The organism is Georgenia sp. Z1491 (assembly GCF_057652395.1).
In genome coordinates this window covers 1,672,196-1,690,843 of sequence record NZ_CM172729.1, presented here as the reverse complement: position 1 = coordinate 1,690,843, position 18,648 = coordinate 1,672,196, and the positions used below count along the sequence as shown (strand labels likewise).

The 18,648-nt window shown below is 72.6% G+C and carries 19 protein-coding genes; 8 read left to right on the top strand and 11 right to left on the bottom strand.

Annotated features, from left to right (window positions below):
* Nucleotides 1-23: 23 nt before the first annotated feature.
* The 5 genes from AC24HA_RS07975 to AC24HA_RS07955 all read left to right on the top strand — a co-directional run bounded on the left by AC24HA_RS07975 (nt 24) and on the right by AC24HA_RS07955 (nt 6,020).
* Nucleotides 24-680 carry a TRAP transporter small permease gene (locus AC24HA_RS07975; RefSeq protein ID WP_425708441.1) on the top strand — a complete coding sequence of 219 codons (657 nt, stop codon included), beginning with the start codon at nt 24-26 and terminating at the stop codon, nt 678-680.
* Nucleotides 677-1,987, top strand: coding sequence for a TRAP transporter large permease (locus AC24HA_RS07970; RefSeq protein WP_487563594.1), 1,311 nt, complete (start codon nt 677-679; stop codon nt 1,985-1,987). Before AC24HA_RS07975 ends, AC24HA_RS07970 begins: the two co-directional genes overlap by 4 nt.
* A gap of 96 nt (nt 1,988-2,083) precedes the next feature.
* Nucleotides 2,084-3,142 carry a glutathione S-transferase family protein gene (locus AC24HA_RS07965; protein WP_425708443.1) on the top strand — a complete coding sequence of 353 codons (1,059 nt, stop codon included), beginning with the start codon at nt 2,084-2,086 and terminating at the stop codon, nt 3,140-3,142.
* A gap of 606 nt (nt 3,143-3,748) precedes the next feature.
* On the top strand, nt 3,749-4,645 hold the full coding sequence (locus AC24HA_RS07960; RefSeq protein ID WP_487563620.1) for a sulfurtransferase: 897 nt from the start codon (nt 3,749-3,751) through the stop codon (nt 4,643-4,645).
* Nucleotides 4,646-4,745: 100 nt separating this feature from the next.
* Nucleotides 4,746-6,020, top strand: a complete 1,275-nt coding sequence (locus tag AC24HA_RS07955; protein ID WP_425708445.1) for a YeeE/YedE family protein — start codon at nt 4,746-4,748, stop codon at nt 6,018-6,020.
* 17 nt (nt 6,021-6,037) lie between these two features.
* Here the strand turns inward: AC24HA_RS07955 and AC24HA_RS07950 are convergent, their stop codons facing one another.
* The 4 genes from AC24HA_RS07950 to AC24HA_RS07935 all read right to left on the bottom strand — a co-directional run bounded on the left by AC24HA_RS07950 (nt 6,038) and on the right by AC24HA_RS07935 (nt 9,519).
* The gene (locus AC24HA_RS07950; protein WP_425708446.1) at nt 6,038-8,017 is read right to left on the bottom strand and encodes a prolipoprotein diacylglyceryl transferase; all 1,980 of its coding nucleotides are present in this window, start codon (nt 8,015-8,017) and stop codon (nt 6,038-6,040) included.
* 65 nt (nt 8,018-8,082) lie between these two features.
* The gene (locus AC24HA_RS07945) at nt 8,083-8,847 is read right to left on the bottom strand and encodes an HAD-IIB family hydrolase (RefSeq protein ID WP_425708610.1); all 765 of its coding nucleotides are present in this window, start codon (nt 8,845-8,847) and stop codon (nt 8,083-8,085) included.
* 130 nt (nt 8,848-8,977) lie between these two features.
* Nucleotides 8,978-9,301: a type II toxin-antitoxin system PemK/MazF family toxin gene (locus tag AC24HA_RS07940; protein WP_463648140.1), complete on the bottom strand. Its 324-nt coding sequence runs from the start codon at nt 9,299-9,301 to the stop codon at nt 8,978-8,980.
* The gene (locus tag AC24HA_RS07935) at nt 9,298-9,519 is read right to left on the bottom strand and encodes an antitoxin MazE family protein (RefSeq protein WP_425708448.1); all 222 of its coding nucleotides are present in this window, start codon (nt 9,517-9,519) and stop codon (nt 9,298-9,300) included. The genes AC24HA_RS07940 and AC24HA_RS07935 overlap by 4 nt, the downstream gene beginning before the upstream one ends.
* A gap of 148 nt (nt 9,520-9,667) precedes the next feature.
* Between AC24HA_RS07935 and AC24HA_RS07930 the strand changes: the two genes are divergently transcribed.
* On the top strand, nt 9,668-10,492 hold the full coding sequence (locus tag AC24HA_RS07930) for a hypothetical protein (protein ID WP_425708449.1): 825 nt from the start codon (nt 9,668-9,670) through the stop codon (nt 10,490-10,492).
* Between the two features lie 20 nt (nt 10,493-10,512).
* A complete protein-coding gene (locus AC24HA_RS07925; RefSeq protein WP_425708450.1) occupies nt 10,513-11,295 on the top strand; it encodes a class F sortase in 783 nt (260 codons plus the stop codon).
* Nucleotides 11,296-11,368: 73 nt separating this feature from the next.
* Here the strand turns inward: AC24HA_RS07925 and dhaM are convergent, their stop codons facing one another.
* The 5 genes from dhaM to AC24HA_RS07900 all read right to left on the bottom strand — a co-directional run bounded on the left by dhaM (nt 11,369) and on the right by AC24HA_RS07900 (nt 16,428).
* A complete protein-coding gene (dhaM, locus tag AC24HA_RS07920; protein ID WP_425708451.1) occupies nt 11,369-12,103 on the bottom strand; it encodes a dihydroxyacetone kinase phosphoryl donor subunit DhaM in 735 nt (244 codons plus the stop codon).
* Nucleotides 12,103-12,741, bottom strand: a complete 639-nt coding sequence (dhaL, locus tag AC24HA_RS07915) for a dihydroxyacetone kinase subunit DhaL (RefSeq protein WP_425708452.1) — start codon at nt 12,739-12,741, stop codon at nt 12,103-12,105. The genes dhaM and dhaL overlap by 1 nt, the downstream gene beginning before the upstream one ends.
* A gap of 117 nt (nt 12,742-12,858) precedes the next feature.
* Entirely contained in the window at nt 12,859-13,851 is a 993-nt protein-coding gene (gene dhaK / locus AC24HA_RS07910; protein WP_425708453.1) for a dihydroxyacetone kinase subunit DhaK, read from the bottom strand.
* Between the two features lie 85 nt (nt 13,852-13,936).
* Nucleotides 13,937-15,742 (bottom strand): bifunctional folylpolyglutamate synthase/dihydrofolate synthase, encoded by a 1,806-nt coding sequence (locus AC24HA_RS07905; protein WP_425708454.1) that lies wholly within the window; start codon nt 15,740-15,742, stop codon nt 13,937-13,939.
* Nucleotides 15,743-15,906: 164 nt separating this feature from the next.
* The gene (locus tag AC24HA_RS07900) at nt 15,907-16,428 is read right to left on the bottom strand and encodes a GNAT family N-acetyltransferase (protein ID WP_425708455.1); all 522 of its coding nucleotides are present in this window, start codon (nt 16,426-16,428) and stop codon (nt 15,907-15,909) included.
* Between the two features lie 49 nt (nt 16,429-16,477).
* Here AC24HA_RS07900 and AC24HA_RS07895 point away from each other — a divergent pair, with 49 nt between their 5' ends.
* A complete protein-coding gene (locus tag AC24HA_RS07895; protein ID WP_425708456.1) occupies nt 16,478-16,696 on the top strand; it encodes a nuclear transport factor 2-like protein in 219 nt (72 codons plus the stop codon).
* Here the strand turns inward: AC24HA_RS07895 and AC24HA_RS07890 are convergent.
* Both AC24HA_RS07890 and AC24HA_RS07885 read right to left on the bottom strand, forming a co-directional pair.
* Entirely contained in the window at nt 16,669-17,196 is a 528-nt protein-coding gene (locus AC24HA_RS07890; RefSeq protein WP_487563593.1) for a DUF2087 domain-containing protein, read from the bottom strand. The genes AC24HA_RS07895 and AC24HA_RS07890 overlap by 28 nt on opposite strands.
* 146 nt (nt 17,197-17,342) lie before the next feature.
* On the bottom strand, nt 17,343-18,611 hold the full coding sequence (locus AC24HA_RS07885) for an alpha-amylase family protein (RefSeq protein ID WP_425708458.1): 1,269 nt from the start codon (nt 18,609-18,611) through the stop codon (nt 17,343-17,345).
* Nucleotides 18,612-18,648 lie beyond the last annotated feature (37 nt).

The window sequence follows — 18,648 nt, the reverse complement described above, 5'->3', positions numbered from 1 at the left end:
GTCATGACCGAAGGAGGTGACGCATGAGAGCCATCAAGAGGGTGCTCGACACAGCCCTGTGCTGGATCACGGTGGTGCTGTTCGCCCTGCTCGTCGTGGTCCTCGTGTGGCAGATCTTCACCCGGCAGGTGCTGGGCGACCCCGCCACCTGGACGGAGGAGGGCGCCAGGCTGACCTTCGTCTGGCTCGGCCTGTTCACCTCGGCGTTCGTGTTCGGCGAGCGCGGGCACATCGCGGTCGAGTTCCTCGCCCGCAAGCTGCCCGGCGGCGCCGAGCGCGTCCTGGCCATCGTCGTCCAGCTCGTCGTCCTGGCGTTCGCCGTCGTCGTCCTCATCTGGGGCGGGATGCGTGCGTCGGACAACGCGTGGCTGCAGAACCTGTCGGCCCTGCCGTTCACGCTGGGTCAGATGTACCTCGCGCTGCCGATCTCCGGCGTGCTGATCGCGTTCTACTCGATCTACTACATCCTCCAGGTCGCCACCGGCGCCGAGGCGCCCTACGGCGACCACACCGACGAGGACGACCCCGACGTCCGGGTCGGTGCCGATGACGTCGAGTCGATCGTCCTCCCGGACGACGGTTCCGACGCGCGCCGGCCGGAGGCCGACGACACGGCCGGCCCGAACCACGGTCCCCCCACCCGCGGCGGCGCGTCCGCCCGACCGACGACGGAGGCGTGATGGACCCGACAACGCTCGCAGCGCTCATCCTCGTCGGCGGCATCGTCATCGGCATCGTGCTGTCCGTGCCGATCGCCGTCGTCATCGGCGTCTCGTCCTTCCTCGCGACGATCCCGATCCTCGGTTCCGAGCAGGCGGTGCTCATCTCCGCGCAGCGCATGTTCACGGGGATCAACAGCTTCCCGCTCCTCGCGATCCCGATGTTCGTGCTGGCGGGCGTCATCATGAACTCGGGCGGTATCGCCGGGCGGCTCGTGGACGCCGCGAAGGTGCTCATCGGACGCATGCCGGCCTCGCTCGCCCAGACGAACGTGGCGGCGAACGCGATGTTCGGGGCCGTCTCCGGCGCCGCGGTCGCTGCGGCCGCCGCCGTCGGCAACGTGATGAACAACCGGATGGTCGCCGAGAAGTACGACCGCGGCTTCGCGGCTGCGGTCAACGTCGCCTCCGCGCCGTCCGGCATGCTCATCCCGCCGTCGAACACGTTCATCGTCTACTCGCTGGTGTCCGGCACGTCGATCGCGGCGCTGTTCATGTCGGGCCTGATCCCGGGGCTCCTGTGGGCTGCCGCCTGCATGATCGTCGTCGCGATCTATGCCGTGCGCCAGCCGGGCAGGCTGAAGACGGCGGACCGGGTGACGTTCCGCCAGGCCCTGCTCGTCTTCTGGCGTGCGCTCCCGTCGCTGCTGATGATCGTCATCGTGGTCGGCGGCATCCTCGCCGGCTACTTCACGGCCACCGAGTCCGCGTCCGTCGCAGTCGTCTACTGCCTCGTGCTGTCGGCGATCTACCGCACGGTCAAGGTCCGTGACCTGCCGGGCATCCTCGTCGACGCGGGCCGGACCACGGCCATCGTCATGCTGCTGGTCGGCGTCTCCACCGCGCTGTCCTTCGTCATGTCGCTCGCGCGGATCCCGGACCTCATCTCGGACGCGGTCCTCGGGTTCACCGACTCGAGCACCGTCGTCCTCCTGCTGATGATGGTCGTGCTGCTCATCGTCGGGACGTTCATGGACCCGACGCCGGCCATCCTCATCTTCGTGCCGATCTTCCTCCCGATCGTCACCGAGTTCGGGATCGACCCGATCCACTTCGGTGCGATGGTGGTGATGAACCTGTCGATCGGGACGATCACACCGCCGGTCGGCAACGTGCTGTTCGTCGGGTCACGCGTGGCCCGACTACGGATCGAGCCGGTCATCGCCAAGCTGTGGCCGTTCCTCCTCGCGATCATCGCCATGCTGTTCCTCGTGGTGTTCGTCCCGCAGCTCTCGATGTGGCTGCCACAGCTCATGGGCCTGGTGTAGGAACGGGCACCGCACGGTCCGGAAAAGGCGAGGGCCGCGGTCCGGGGAGCTCCTTCTCCCCGGACCGCGGCCCTCGTCGCGTCCTAGGCTGGGGCGATGAGCGACCAGCAGTCCGAGAGCCGGCCCGAGCACTCGACCGGCGGCACCTACTCGGTCCCGGGCAAGGAGTTCTCGCGGGACACGAACTACATCACCACGCGGATCGTCCGCGAGCCGGAACCCGGCTCCGGTGACTACCCCGTCGAGCCGAACCGCTACCGCCTCGTGGCCGCGCGGGCGTGCCCGTGGGCGAACCGTACGGTGATCGTGCGACGGCTCCTCGGCCTGGAGGGCGTGATCTCGCTGGGGCAGCCCGGCCCCACCCACGACGCCGACTCGTGGACCTTCGACCTCGACCCCGGCGGCGTCGACCCGGTGCTCGGCATCCCCCGGCTCAAGGACGCCTTCCTCGCGCGCGACCCCGACTACGCGCGCGGCATCACGGTGCCCGCGATCGTCGACGAGCGGTCGGGCGCCGTGGTGACGAACGACTTCGCCCAGATCACGCTCGACCTGTCGACGGAATGGACCGAGCACCACCGCGAGGCCGCCCCCGACCTGCTGCCGACGGCCCACCGCGACGAGATGGACGCGGTCATGCGGCACGTCTACACCGAGGTCAACAACGGCGTGTACCGCTGCGGGTTCGCCGGCTCCCAGGAGGCCTACGACGCCGCCTACGACCGGCTGTGGACCGCCCTGGACCAGCTCGAGGACAGGCTGACGGAGCGGCGCTACCTCGTCGGCGACACGATCACCGAGGCCGACGTCCGCCTGTTCACCACGCTCGCCCGCTTCGACGCCGTCTACCACGGGCACTTCAAGGCGAACCGCAACCTGCTGCGGGAGATGCCGGCCCTGTGGGGGTACGCGCGCGACCTGTTCCAGACCCCGGGCTTCGGCGACACGATCGACTTCGTCCAGATCAAGGAGCACTACTACGTGGTGCACACGGACATCAACCCGTCGGGCATCGTGCCCGCCGGACCGGCGCTGTGGAGCTGGCTGACGCCGCACGGCCGCGAGGCCCTCGGCGGACGCCCGTTCGGGGACGGAACCCCGCCGGGGCCGGTGGCCGCGGGCGAGGAGGTCGCCGAGGGGCACGGCGCGGTCTGACCCGGGCTCTCGCGGACCCGCGGGACCGCGGAGCTGCCGGCCTGCGGCCCTGCAGTCCCGCGGGTCCACAGGCCTGCAGACCCGCGGCCCCGAGCACCCGCAGCCCAGCGGCTCCACATACCTGAGGTCCCGGGATCTCAGCATGTGGATTCTGCGCACCTAGCGATACGACGCGGTCGGATTCCCTTTAACTTTCCACTACCGAGAGAGGCGCGGCACAGACGGCGCACCCGGCACGGAAGCCACCAAGGAGAGTCCCCCATGAGCGAGCAGAACACGCCCACCGAGCGCCCAGAGCCCACCGACGACGCGGGCTCCACCGGTTCGCCACCCGCACCCGAGGAAGCCACGTCTCCGCCCGCCGGCGGGCGCAAGACCTGGCAGACCGTCGTCGCCGTCGTCGCCGTGGCGGCCCTGGCCGGCACTGCCGGCCTGCTGATCGGCCGCGGTGGCACGGCGGAGGCGGACGCGGACACCCCGGGCAGCGGCGCCGGCCAGGCGGGTGCGGTCGACGGGGACACCGTCGTGGCCGACACCGTCTCCCAGAGCTTCGCCGAGGGCGAGCACCGCGGTCTCGACTCGGTCCACCAGGGCGGCGACGAGGACATCGAGAACGTCCTGGTCTCCACCGACTGGCTCGCCGAGCAGATCGGGTCGGGGCTGGAGGAGAACAACATCGTGCTGGTCGACGTCAGCGAGCAGCTCGCCTCCTCCGAGCTCACGCCCTACGTCGACGGCCACATCCCCGGCGCACAGTTCCTCGACTGGGCGACCTCCTTCACCCAGGACAACACCCGCGAGTTCATCGACGCCGACCAGTTCACCGAGGTCAGCCAGGGCCTCGGCCTGGACGAGGACTCCACCCTGGTGCTCTACGGGGACAACAACAACTGGTTCGCGGCCTACGCCGCCTGGGTGTTCAACCTCTACGGCTTCGAGGACGTCCGCCTGCTCGACGGCGGCCTGCACAAGTGGGAGCAGGTCGACGGGCGCGAGCTCGTCCAGGAGGTCCCCCAGCCCGAGCCCGGCACGTGGGTCGCCCAGCCGCAGAACTTCGACATCCGCGCGTTCCAGCCCGAGGTGCTCGACGCCGTCGACACCGGCAGCCACACCCTCATCGACATCCGCTCGACCGAGGAGTACAACGGCGAGGTCGGCGTCGACCCGGCGATCTTCGGGGGCGAGTCCACGGTGATCTGGGGGCACATCCCCGGCGCGATCAACGTCCCGTGGGGCTCCATCGTCAACGAGGACGGCACCTACCGCAGCGCCGAGGAGATCCGCGCGGTCTACGAGGAGGCGGGCGTGGACCTCGACGGCCCGATCATCACCTACTGCAGGATCGGCGAGCGCTCCTCGCACACCTGGTTCGCCCTCTCCCAGATCCTCGGCCTCGACGTGCAGAACTACGACGGCAGCTGGACCGAGTGGGGCAACACCGTCGGTGTGCCGGTCACCAACGAGACCGGCGACCGCGGCGGCGTGTGGGGCACGAGCCGGTAGTCCTCCCGCCCGGCACGGGCGACCCCACCGATGCCCCCGACGGCGGACGCGCCTCGCGCCTCCGCCGTCGGGGCACGCCACCGAAAGGACGACGACGACCGTGAGCACAGCACCCGTGGCAGCCCCTGCGGCCGGCCCTGCCCCCTCGCCCCGGGCGACCCCCGAGGGCGAACGACCGCTCGGCTGGACGCCGGCCGACACCGTACGGACCGTGATCGCGCTGACGGTGGCCGTCGCGCTGCTGGCGACGGCCGGCTGGCTCGGGTCCGTGCGCGGCGACGGGGTCGGGGGCAGCGCGGCGAGCTTCGCGCTGCTCGCCGGCACCGGTCTCGGCATCCTCTTCGAGCGCGGCCGGTTCTGCTTCTTCTGCATCTTCCGCGACGCCTTCGAGAAGAAGAACACCCGGGGCGTCTACTCGATCCTCACCGCGATCGGCGTGGGCACCGTGGGCTACGCGCTCGTCTTCTCGATCCGGCTGCCCGACCCCACGTCTGGCACGCTGCCCTCCGGCGCGCACATCGCGCCGGTCAGCATCGCGCTCGTCGTGGCCGGCCTCGTGTTCGGGGCCGGTGTAGTGATCTCCGGCGGCTGCATCGCCGGTCACCTCTACCGCCTCGGCGAGGGCAGCCTGCGCTCGATCCCCGCGCTGCTCGGCGCGCTGATCGGGTTCGGGCTCGGCTTCCTCACGTGGAACCCGATCTACTCGCACGTCGTCGTCGGCGCGCCTGTGCCGTGGCTGCCGGCCGGCGCCGGATACGGGATCGCCGTCGCCCTGCAGCTCGGCGTGCTCGCCGCGGTGGCCGTCGCGCTGCTCCGGTGGAACCCGCCGATCGCGGCGCGGCCACGACGCACGCTCGACGCCGACACCCTCCGCCGCCTGGTCTTCTTCAAACGGTGGCCGGCCCTGGCCACGGGCGCCGGCGTGGGCGTCATCGGTTTCCTGGCGTTCCTGCGCGACCGTCCGCTCGGCGTGACCTCGCAGCTGTCCAGCCTGACCCGCACGACGATGGACTCGGTCGACGCCCTGCCCCACACCCTCCTCGGGCTCGACGTCAGCCTGGGCGGCTGCGTCGCCCTCGTGGTCGACACGATCACCTCCAACGGGTGGCTCGTCATCGGGATCGTCGCGGGCTCCTTCGCCGCGGCGCTGCCGGGCAGGCGGTTCTCGATCGAGCCGCTGACCCTGCGCGGCTCCGGGACCGGGCTCCTCGGCGGTGTGCTCATCGGCTGGGCCTCGATCATCGGCCTGGGCTGCACGATCGGCGTCTTCCTGTCCGGGACGCAGGCGCTGGCCGTGTCCGGCTGGGTGTTCGCCGGTGCCGTCGTGCTCGCGCTCGGCGTCGGGTTCCGGCTCGGTCTGCACCGCGGAACCTGACCCGCACCCGGCACGAGCTACTGGTAGGTGACCAGGTCCGGGGTCGGCTCGACCGCCATCGTCCCCTCCGGGGTCAGCATCGGCGTGTCCTCGTCGTAGAAGTTCTTCCAGCCCCACGCGGTCACGGACGGTGCGTTGTCGAGCAGCGTGCGCCACGTCGTCTGCTTGTCGCCCTGCGCGCCCTGGCCGTCGGCATGGATGAGCACCTGGACCTCGTCGCGCGACTGGTCGACCTGGTCGACGTCGGGGATCATCCGCACCTGGAACTGGTGCAGGACGAGGAGCTTCTGCGGCAGGTCGTGCTCCGACGTGAGGTCGGCGAGGTAGGTGACGACCTCGTTGACCTCCTCGACCGGGACCTGCCCGATCTGGGTGAGGTGGACCTGGTCCGGCGTGAGCCGCCACTCCGGGTCGAGCGCGAGCCCGACGTGCGGCTCGAGCAGCAGCTCCTCGTAGATCTGCGCCTGCGTGACGAAGTCCGTGCGGCCGGGCTGCAGGTCGAGCACGACGTACAGCCCGTGCTCGCCGGCGAGGTCGACGAGGGGGCGGATCCGCTCGACCGGCGTCTCGTTGGAGTAGTCGCCGTCGTCGCCCGGCTCACCGGAGGCCACGGTCGCGATGATCTCCAGCGTGGGCACCACCGTCTCGTCGGTGAGCCCCTCGTACTCGGCGGCGACCTCCTCCGCCCTGGCGATCGTCTCCTCGGGCCCCTGCTCGCCGAGCACGCCGAGGGCGGAGGAGTCGGGGCTGCCGTAGAGCGCGACGTAGAGCGCGCCGGTCTGGTCGCCGTCCGGCTCGGGCAGCACGAGCTGGCCGCCCGCCGGCAGCTGGACACCGGTGGCGGCACTCCTCGTCCGGGTGGCCAGCTGATCGGCGTCGCCGAGACCGGGCGAGAGTCCGACGACGACGAGACCCGACTCCGCCTCGGCCTCGCCCTCGGCGGTGGCCGGGTCGGAGGGCGACTCGCCGGGGGCACCGTCGGACTCGTCGGACTCGGCGGACTCGTCGGACTCGTCGGAGTCGCTCCCGGCGCCGTCGCTCGACGCCTCCGGCCCACCTGAGGCACTCTCCTCGTCCGGTGCCAGGCCCAGGTCGGTGGCCAGCGCATGGACGGCCTCGACGCCGGCCGCGCTCGCGCGCGGGTCGCCGCCGCTCGCCACGACGACGTTGGCTCCGGCCGCCCGTGCGGTGGCGGCGACGGCGAGCTCGTCGAGGGTGCCGCCCCCGAGTGCGACGGTCTCGCCGGCGGAGGCCTCGGTGTCACCGAGGTCGGGCAGCTCGGTGACGACGTCGTGCGAGCCCGTCTCGGCGGCGCCGTCGCTCGCCGGCTCCGTCGGGCCGTCCGAGGTCGTCCCTGCCGGACCGTCGCTCGCCGGCTCGGCCGGGCCGTCCGTGGTCGTCTCGGCGCCGGCAGCGCCGGGACCCCAGTCCGCACCGGCCACGACGAGCGCCTCGGCGCCGGTCCCGGCCACGGCGCTGACGGCCTCCGAGGACTCGACCTCCTGTACGTCGGGCCCGCCGAGCAGCTCGGCGAGCGCGGCATCGTCGGCCGGGGCGGCGACATCGACGCCGACGTCCCCGGGGACCGACACCGGCCCGACGGCGAGGACCGTGGTCGCGCCGAGGCGCTCGATCTCGGCGGCCTCGGCCGCGTCATCGCCGTCGACCAGGACGGGCACCCCGAGGTGCACGCCGGCGGAGGCCGCCTCGACGGAACGGGGTCCGCCGTCGGGCGCGAGGACGACGACCGGGGACGAGTCGAAATAGGTGCCGGCGGCCGCGACGGAACGCGCGGTGCCCTCCCCCTCGAGCACGAGCGACTCCCCCGGCGCGGCGGCCTGCGCGACGTGGGCGGTGGAACCGTCGGCACCGCCGTCGCCGTCCTGCCCGCCGTCCCCCTCGGCGTCGTCGCCGCCCGAGCCGCAGGCAGCAAGGACGAGCGTGCTGGTGGCCAGCGCGGCGAGCGCAGCGCGCCGCGGTGATCGAACGGTGCTCATGTCACCCCTCCCGGTCGGAACCCGACCACGGTAGGCGCATCTGGACCGATGGTCGCCAGGAGAGCTCAGGACGTGGCGGGCCCGTCGGTGTCGAGGTCGGCCACCAGGGCCGTCACCAGGTCGACCGTCTCCTCCCAGCCGGTGACCGCCCGGCAGGGCACGCCGAGGTCGAGGACCGGGCGGTCGTTGCCGCCCTCGTCGAGGCGGTCGCCGACGAAGAGCATGTCCGCCAGCGCGACGCCGGTCCGCTGTGCGAGCCGCTCCATGCCGTACGCCTTGTCGATGCCGGTGGCCGTGATGTCCACGGAGGTCGAACCGCCGGAGCGGACCTCGAGGTCCGGCAGGTCGGCGGCGACGGCGGCGCGCAGGCGTTCCTTCTTCTCGCCCGTGGGGTCCCACGCCTTCTTCGCGTCCACGGGGGCCCGCTGGCCGAGGGCGGAGAACGTCATCTGGGTGCCGCGGTCCTCGATGATGTCGCCCCACGTGTCCGGCTCCCACAGGCCGAGCTCGCGGGCCCGGCGCTCGAGCGAGGCGGCCGCGGCCGAGCGCATGGCCTCGGGAAGCTCGTGGGCGTAGATCTCGACCAGCTGCTCGCCCTCGACCCGGAGGTAGCGGGTGCCGCACGTGGGCAGGAGGTGGAGGTCGGTGAGGTCGTGGCCGGCCATCCGCTCGACCACCTGGGTGCGGAACTGCGAGACGTCGCCGCCCGAGATGAGGCAGACGGGCACGCGGGCGAGGAGGTCCGCGAGCGCGCGGACCATCGGGTCCGGCAGGGGCTGCTTCGACGGCGCGAGCGTGTCGTCGAGGTCGAAGGCCACGAGGGCTGGCATGGGCACGGCGGCTCCCGGGGTCGGTGGCGGAGCCTCGATCGTAGGCTCGCTGCCCGGGTCTGTCGGGAGCGGTTGTCCTGCACCACGTCGGTGCCGATGGCCTCCGCAGCCCCGGGGCGAACCGGGCCGGTCAGCCCGCGAGGCCGAGGAAGGCGAGCAGTGCCCGGTTCAGCCGCACGAGCTCGTCGTCGGGCAGCCGTCCCACCCGCTCGCGCACGCCTGCACGCGGCACGGTGGTGACCTTGTCGACCATGATCCAGCTGGACCGAGCGATGCCGACGGCGGGGTCCACAGGAATCCTCAGCAACGGGGCGTCGACAGCGCTGGTGGTCATCGGGCAGACCGTCACGGACCCGGTCGCATCGAAGCGGTCGTCCTGGACGATCACCACGGGCCGTGGCTTTCCGGAGTAGCTGCCCCGCGCAGCAGCGGTCCATATCTCGCCGCGTCTCACTCGCCCTCGTCCTCGTCGCCCCACTCCACCGATATGGCGTCGACGAAGGCCTGGTCGTCGCTCTCGTGTGCGCTGCCGGCCACGAGAGTCGACTGGCGATGCGCCTCCGCCACGAACTCGGGTGCGCGCACGTCCGGCACCCAGATCTGCACCGGTCGCAGCCCCTGGTCACGGAGACGCTGGCGATACGCCTGGACCCTCTCGCGCGTGCTCGCCATGCACCGATGTTACATGTCACGCACTCTCGCGAGCAACGGTTCGGCAGAGCGACGACGGAATCTCGGCGTCGTCGAATCCGCACCCATCCGATCGCCCACCGGCTCCGAACCCTGCGTGTCCGACCGACGGATCACGAAGGAGCTCATCATGCGAACGACGAAGTTCTTGGCAGCACCGGCCCTGGCGCTCGGTGCCCTGACCCTGGCGGCCGGCCCGGCGCTGGCGCACGGCCACGACGACGGGCACGACGACGGCGGTCACGACGGCGGCAGCCACGCCGAAGGCACCTGGTCCGGCCAGGCCCACCTGGGAGAGCTCAACAACAGCGGGACGACCGGCGACTTCTGGCTCGAGCTCGACGGCCACGAGGCGACCGTGTCGATGAACGTCTCCGGTGCGGCCGAGACGTTCATGGACGCACCGTTCCCGCACGCGCAGCACATCCACATCGGCGCGGAGGGGACCTGCCCCGGGCCGGAGGCCGACATGAACGGCGACGACGCGGTCAACGTCGAGGAGGGCCACCCCTTCTACGGCATGATCGCCACCTCGCTGACCACCGAGGGCGACACGAGCCCTGACTCCGGCCTGGCCGTCGACCGCTTCCCGGGCGGCTCGGCCTACACGTACGAGCGGACCCTCGAGCTCGACGACGACACCGTGGCGGCCCTCGCGGACGGCACCGCCGTCGTGGTCGTCCACGGCGTCGACCCCGCGAACCTGTCCGACGCCGCGGCCGGCGCGCAGAGCGAGCTCGACCCGTCGCTGCCCCTGGCCGCGACGCTGCCGGCGGCCTGCGGACCGGTGACGGTCTCGCAGGTGGGCGAGATGCCGCACGGCGGCGCCGACACCGGCTCGCCGGTGCAGCAGTCGGACGACGGCACCGCGCTCGCGGTCGGCGCCGGCGTGCTCGGGGTCGGCATCCTCGGCGGCGGAGCCTGGGCGCTCAAGCGTCGCGCCGCCACGGCCTGACGGGTCGGGAGCACCCCGTGATGCCTCGCATCCACGGTCGCCGCGCGGGCCTCACGGCCGGCGCGGCGGCCGTGCTCCTGGTCCTCGGCGCCTGCTCGGGGACCGACGAGCCCGACTACGCCGACCCGGTCGGCCCCTCGGCGTCGAGCACTCCTGACGGGGATCGCGGGTCGACCACCCCGAACGGGGAGCAGGTCCCACCGTCGGACGGCGCGGCCCCCGACGCGCCCACGGACGGCCCGGGGCCTGCTCCCTCCCCCGGTGACGGGTCCAGTTCTCCGACCGACGCGCCCGCTCCGCAGGAGGACGGCGCGCAGGAGGCGGAGGAGGTACCCGTCGCCGATGCCATGCCCGCCTCGGAGCCGGCCCGGATCGAGATCCCGAGCCTCGGCGTCTCCTCGGAGGTCATGGACCTCGGTCGCCAGGAGAACGGGGTCATCGAGGTCCCGCCGTACAACCTCGGGTCGCCGGCCGGCTGGTACGTCCACTCGCCGACCCCCGGAGAGGCCGGTCCGTCCGTCGTCCTCGGGCACCGCAACGGCAGCGAGGGCGGGCCCGGGATCTTCGCGGACCTGCCCCGGACCGAGGTCGGAGACACCGTGGAGGTCACGCGGGAGGACGGTTCGGTGGCGACGTTCACCGTCTACCGGACCGAGCAGTTCTACCAGCAGGAGTTCCCCACGCTGGACGTCTACGGGAACACGGCGGGGCCCGAGATCCGCCTCATCACCTGCGACGGGCTCAACCCTGAGACCGGGCAGCTGGAGGACAACTTCATCGTCTACGCCGCCCTGGACGCCTGACGGGACCGGCCGGTCGCCGGCGGCGTCGGCCCGTGGTCAGGCGAAGGTCCGTCGTCGGGTGCCGGTCCGCGGGTCAGCCCTTGGCCTCGGCGATCACGCGCACGACCGCGGCCACGGCCTCGGCGGCGTCGGCGCCGGTGGCCGCCACGGTGAGCTCGGTGCCCGGCTTGACGTTCTTCGCCATGAGGGCGAGGACGCTGCGTGCGTCGGCGCCGTCGATCGTCACGGCCGCCTCGAACGTGGCCGCCGTCGTCGCGACGGCCGCGGCCGGCCGGGCGTGCAGGCCCATCGGGTCCTCGATGACGACGGTCTCCCGGACAGCGTCGGCGGCCGAGGCGTCGCCTGCTCCGGGGGAGGTACCGCCCTCCGCCGCGGTCGCGTCCGGCTCGCCCTCCGCCGCCGCACCCGCGGCACCGTCGACGAGGCTGCGCCCGGCCGCCGCGACCGCGCCGGCGACCGCCGTCAGGTCCCCGCCACCCTGCGCCTCGACCGCCGCGGCGACGACCCCCTCCACGAGCGGACCGGTCGCGTGACGGGCGGGCTCGTCGTCGTGCAGCTCGAGGACCGAGTCGATCGTCATCGCCGCCGACCCTAGGTCCGCGACGAGCACCACGCCGGACACCTCGTCCTCGGCGAGCAGGTCGGTCAGGGCCGTCTCCAGGGCGTCGAAGCTCGTCCCGATCCGGCCGTCGTCGGTGCCGCCGACACCGACGATCCGCACGTCGGGCGCCATCTGCGCCGCGAGCTCGACCAGCCCGTCCGCGAGCGCCCGCGAGTGGGACACCGCGACGAGCGCGACCCTGGACATCAGTTCGCCTGGGCCGCGGCGGCGTCGGCGGCCGCGCGCAGGAGGAGCGCGGTCGAGCGGGCCCCCGGGTCCATGTGGCCCGCGGAGCGCTCACCCAGGTAGGAGGCGCGCCCCTTGGTGGCCACGAGCGGGACGGTGGCCTCGGCGCCCTCCTGAGCGGCGGTGGCGGCGGCCTCGAGCGCGGCGGTGGCGTCCCCGCCGTCGGACTGCACCTTCTTCGCCGCCTCGAGGGCGGGGGCGAGGGCGTCGACCATCGTCTTCTCCCCCGGCGTCGCGCGGCCGCGGGCCTTGACGCCCTCGAGGGCGGCCTCGAGGAACGCGGCCACGCCGGCGGCGTCGACCTCCTCGCCGATCTGCTTGGAGCCCCGCAGGAACGCGGTGCCGTAGAGCGGGCCCGCCGCTCCCCCGACGACGGACATCAGCGTGCTGGCCACGCCCTTGAGGACGTCCGGGACCGTCGCGGGTGCGGAGGTCTCGAAGCGCGGCGCGATCGCGGAGAAGCCCCGGTCGAGGTTCTCGCCGTGGTCGGCGTCGCCGATCGCTCGGTCGAGGTCGATGAGCTCGATGCGGTGCTCGGCGATGGTCGCCGTCGCCCTGCTCACCCAGTCCAGCGCCCAGTCCGTGCCCAGCGTGCTCATGTCTCTCCTCAGGTCGTTCTCGGTGTGCGTATGTCGGTCGGTGTGCGTGCGCGACCCGTCAGGGCCTGCGCCGCCCGCGCCGACCCGGCCGCACGGGCGGCCGGGTCGGCCTACGGATCAGCCCTGCGTCCAGGCGACCGTGCGGGCGGGGGCGTCGTACAGGGCGAGCAGCTCGTCGTCGACCTTGAGCACGGTGACCGAGGCACCCGCCATGTCGAGGCTGGTCACGTAGCTGCCGACCTTCGAACGGACGACCTCGACGCCCTTCTCCTCCAGCCGCGCGCGGGCGCGGCCGTAGATGAGGTAGAGCTCGGAGTCCGGGGTGGCGCCCATGCCGTTGACGAGGAGGACGACCTTCTCGCCGCCGGTGAGCCCCAGGTCCTCGACCACCGGGTCGGTGAGCTGGTCGGTGAGCTCGTCGGAGGTCGTCATCGGGATGCGACGGCGGCCGGGCTCGCCGTGGATGCCGATGCCGATCTCGACCTCGTCGTCGCCCAGGTCGAACGAGTGCTCGCCCGTGCTCGGCGAGACCGGCGAGTCGAGCGCGAGGCCCATCGACCGCACGTTGTCGGCGGCGCGCTGCGCGAGAGCGGTGACGCCCGCGAGGTCGTCCCCGCGCGCGGCGGCGGCCCCGGCGATCTTCTCCACGAGGATCGTGCCGGCCACGCCGCGCCGGCCCGCGGTGTAGAGGGAGTCCTCGACCGCGACGTCGTCGTTGACCAGGACGGTCGTGATCTCGACGTCGTCCGCGAGCTCGGCGGCGGTCTCGAAGTTGAGCACGTCGCCCGTGTAGTTCTTGACGATGTGCAGGACGCCGGCGCCGGAATCGACCGCACGGCTCGCCGCCTCGATCGGGTCCGGCGAGGGCGAGGTGAAGACGGGACCGGGGACGGCGGCGTCGAGCATGCCCTCGCCGACGAACCCGGCGTGCATCGGCTCGTGTCCGGAGCCGCCGCCGGAGATCACGCCGACGCGTCCGGCCACCGGGGCGTCGTTGCGCACGACGTACAGGGGGTCGGCGTTGACCCCGAGGATGTCGGAGTGGGCGAGACCGAACGCGCGGACGGACTCGTCGACGAAGCGGGCCGGGTCGTTGAGGAACTTCTTCATGGCATCTCCCTCGATGGCTGGTGGGCACCATCCTGCCGCGTCGTGCGTGCGGCGTCACTCCCGTCCGCCGGCCGTGGACGGATTCTCAGCCCCGGGTGTGCCCGGTGACCTCGCGGGCGCGGCCGGCGAGCACGACTGACCCGACGACGAGGACCGCGGTCCGCGTGACGAGCTCCGACTGGTCGGCCTCGGCGAGGGTGGCGGCCCGGTCGATGGCCTCGTCGAGGCGGGGCACGAGATGGACGCGCTCCTCACCGAACACCTCGCGGGCGATCTCGGCGAGCTCCTCGGCGGGCATCGCGCGGTCGGTGCCGGCGTCGGTGATGACGACCTCCTCCAGGAGGGGCTCGAGCTCGCCGAGCATCGCCTCCGCCTCCTTGTCGTACATCACTCCCACGACGCCGACGACGTGCTCGAGGTCGAACGCCTCCGCCAGGCCCTCGCGCAGGGCCTCGATGCCGGCGGGGTTGTGCGCGGCGTCGACGATGACCAGCGGCGAGGCGCGGACCACCTCGAGGCGGCCCGGCGAGGTCACGCCCGCGAAGGCCTGCTCCACGACGTCGCCGGCGAGCGCCGCCCCGCCGAAGAACTGCTCGACGGCGGCCAGCGCCAGGAGCGCGTTGCGGGCCTGGTGGGCACCGTGCAGCGGGAGGAAGATCCCCTCGTAGACGCCGGCGGGGGTGCTCAGGGTGAGGACCTGGCCGCCGACCGCGGTCTCCCGGTCGACGACCTCGAGCTCGACGTCCTCGCGGACGAGCCGGGCGCCCGCGGTGGCCGCGGCGGACAGCACGATGCCCTCGACCTCCTCGTGCTGGCGGGCCACGACGACGGTCGCGCCCTCCTCGATGATGCCGACCTTCTCGTTGGCGATGTCGGTGAGGGTGGAGCCGAGCCAGCGCATGTGGTCGCGCTCGATGGTGGTGAGGACGGCGACCTGGCCGCGCGCGACGTTGGTGGCGTCCCAGCGACCCCCCAGGCCGACCTCGACGACCGCCACGTCGACGGGGGTGTCCGCGAAGGCCGCGTAGCCCAGGACGGTGAGGAGCTCGAAGAAGCTGAGGCGCGCGCCGCCGTCGGCGACGTTCCGCTCGTCGATGAGATCGAGGTACGGGGCGACGTCGTGGTAAGCGGTGAGGAAGTCCGGCGTCGAGATGGGGGCGCCGTCCAGCGCGATGCGCTCGCGCACCGAGTGCAGGTGGGGGGAGGTGAACCGGCCGGTGCGCAGGCCGCGCTCGCGCAGCAGCGCCTCGATCATGCGGGCGGTCGAGGACTTGCCGTTGGTGCCGGTGAGGTGGATGACCGGGTAGGAGTCCTGCGGGTTCCCCAGGAGGTCGAGCGCCTCGCGGACGCGCTCCAGGCTCGGCTGCGGGGCGTGCTCGGGGGCGCGGGCGACGATCTGCGCGGCGAGCTCGGCGAGCGCCGCCTCCTCCTCGGGGGTGCCCTCGCCGGTGGGGTTCTCCGACGACGCCGGGTCGCCGGTCGGGTCGCCGGCGCCCGCGTCGTCGGTGCCCGCGTAGGGGGCGTGCGGGTCGTCGTCGGGGCGATGGGCGTCGTCGGGGTCGATCCGCTCGTCGTCGCTGACGAACAGCTCGTCGTAGTCGTCGTCGAAGTCGGCGTCCCGACCGGCCTCGCCGGCGACCTCCCGGACGACGTCGTCGTCGGGTCCGCCGAACAGGCCGGAGCGCAGGACGACCTGGAGGTCGGCCTCGCGCTCGTCGTCCTCCGCCCGGGCCTCGGCCAGGCGTTCGGCCAGCTCGGGGTCGGCCTCGTCCTCCGCGGCGGCGAGGGCCTCGTCGATCGTCGGGAAGGACTCGCTGATCGCGGGCTCGTCGCCGCGCATGTCGTCGCGCGCGTCGTCGTCGGGCCGCTCGTTACCGCCGGGAGTCGTCACCGTCCGATCCTCCCACGCGCCGGGGGCTCGCCGCCGGGGCGATCGGCTCTACCACCGCTCCACCCGAGCTTCACCGACTTCGTGCCTGAGCCGTCGAGGTCGTGCTTCGGAGGCACGACCTCGCCACACCAGGCACGACCTCGCCACCGTGGGGCGAAGCCGCCTCAGTCCAGCGGCAGCTTGTAGCCCTCGTGGGTGGCTCGGTAGCCGAGTCGCTCGTAGAACCGGTGCGCGTCCGCGCGCGACCTGTCGGTCGTCAGCTGGACGAAGCGGGCGCCCCGGCTGCGGCCGTAGGCGTGGGCCCAGTCGAACATCGCCCCGCCGAGGCCGGAGCCGCGGGTCGTGGCCGCCACCCGCACGCCCTCGATCTGGAGGCGGAGCGCGCCGCCGCGCGAGAGGCCCGGCAGGAGCGTGAGCTGCATGACGCCGACGACCTGCCCCTGAGAGTCGCGCGCGCACGCGAGGTAGTGGCTCGGGTCGCGATCGATCGCCTCGAACGCGCGCTCGTAGGCGGCGAGGTCGTGGTCCTCGCGCTGGGCGCCGAGCACGTCGTCCCGGAGCAGGTCGACGATCGCCGGGACGTCCTCCGCCCTCGCCCGGTCGACCCGGTAGGTCACCCCGCCGGCCTCGAGCACGCCGTCGGGCGTCACCGCTGCTGGGCTCTGGGGTCCTCCGGAGGTGCGCACGCACCGATGCTGCCACGCGCGCCCCACCCCTTGTCCGGATTCCCGTCGCGTGCTGCAGGAGTTCTTCCGCGGCGCGATGAGCTCGCTCCGGCCCCGACTGACCCTGCATCGGGTGATCGACGGTGGGCGGGCGATCGCCATGGAGATGACCGAGCGGTGGACGCATGACGACCAGGAAAGGACGGCCGCGCTCGTGGCCGTCCTCGACATTGCCGACGGTCGCATCTCGGGGGCGAAGATCTACCGCGAGGGGTCGGCCGAGCCCTGATCGCCCCCGCCGCCGTTCGTGTCACATCTGGATGGACCCGCGACGACGTCCGCGCTCTCGTTGTCGAGGACTCGTGCGTACTCAGACCCTGACGGGGTCCTCTCCATCACCTCGTGGTCGATCATCTCGCGTCGCAGTCGCGCCGTATCGTCTGCGAACGCTGTCAGACGCTCGCTCAGCTCCCGCTCCGGGAGCACCTCGCCCTCGCCGATCGTCTTTCTCGCGAGGAGGTGGAGCAGTGCGCGACGCTCGTCGAGATCGGTGGGGTAGCGATCGATGCGACCTTCGCCGTCGAGGAATCTCTCGGGGCCTTGCGGTCGGTCGGAGGCACCGGCTGCGAGCGCATCGGCGAACACGTCACTGCAGGCCACGAAGGTGCCTTCCTCCTCACGAACGAGACCGGATCGCACGAGGGCATCGAGCGTGCGCCGCCGCCGTGTCGGACCGAGGTCGGAACCGATCACCTCCGCCGACTCGCCGACCACGATCTGTGAGAACACGAGTCGGCAGTGCGGATTCGCAAGTGCCGCGATGAGTGGCCGCCAGTCCGCGTGCTGAGGCGATGCGCGCATGCCACCAGGCTAGGTGGACCTGTCACGTCGAGCCCGCGCATTCTTGCTCGGACCTTCGCGGTCCGCGGGCGGGCTCAGCGTCCGACGACGAGCAACGTCTGGTCGCCGTCGCGGATATCCGCCCACGGCACGCCGCCGATGTCGAGGGTGACGCGCAGCCGCTCGTCGTCGGCCCCGACGGCGTCGTAGGCGTACCGGGTGTTGGTGAGCTCGACGGTCTCGGTGCGGGCGGTAGTCAGCCACGGGTGCCGCCGGCGCAGCGCGATGAGGTCCTGGTGGACGCGAAGCATCGTCTGCTGCTGCGGGTTCAGCCCGTCCGGCTCCGGCGGGTCCGGCGGGAAGATCGGGCGGACCTCGTCGTCGCCGCCGAGCCGCTCCTCCTTGACGCCCTCCCAGCCGTACTCGTCGCCGCCGTAGATCGACGGGATGCCGCCGACCGTCAGCAGGACGACCGCGGCGAGCGCCGCCTTCTCGGCCCCGACCTGGCTGGCGATGCGGGTGGTGTCGTGGTTGCCGACGAACGTCTGGGGCACGAAGGCCTCGAGGAACTCGTCGTGCCGCTGGAGCGTCCAGTCGAGCTCGAAGAAGTTGCCCTCCTTCAGCGAGCTCCAGGTCGCCTTCCACAGCTCGTACTGGGTGACGGAGTCGATCGTGCCGTCGACGACGAAGCCCGCGTAGTCGCCGTGGATGACCTCCCCGAGGAACCAGGTGTCCGGGAACTCCTCACGCACGCGCGGCAGCACGCGTGCCCACAGTTCCGTGGGCACCGAGTAGGCGGCGTCGAGTCGCCAGCCGTCGACCCCGCGCGCCAGCCAGTGCGTCATCACCTCGACGAGCAGGTCCTCCACCGCCGAGCTGGCGTGGTTGAGCGCGACGAGCGAGCCGTGCCCCTCGAAGTCCTCGGCCACCGGCTCGTCCCCGGAGAAGTCGATGCGGAACAGCTCGGCCTCGGCCGACCCCTCGCCCCCCTCGAGCGCCGCCGTGTAGAGCGGGTGGGTGGCGCCGACGTGGTTGAAGACGCCGTCGAGGAGGACACGGATCCCGCGCGAGCGACACTCGGCCACCAGGTGGTCGAGGTCGTCGTCGTCGCCGAGGCGGGGGTCGATGCGGAAGAAGTCGGTCGTGTCGTAGCCGTGCGTCTCGGACTCGAAGACCGGGCCGAGCAGCAGGCCGTTGGCCCCGAGCTCGACGACGTGGTCGAGCCACGCGGTCAGGTGCCGCAGGCGGTGGACCGGCTCGGCCTCGACGGCGGCACGCTCCTCCTCGGTGGGGCGCACCGGGGCGCCGGTGAACCCGAGCGGGTAGACGTGCCACCAGATCGCGTGCTCGCTCCAGTCGCTCATGGGGTCACTCTTCCGTCAATCCGGCGAACATGCGACC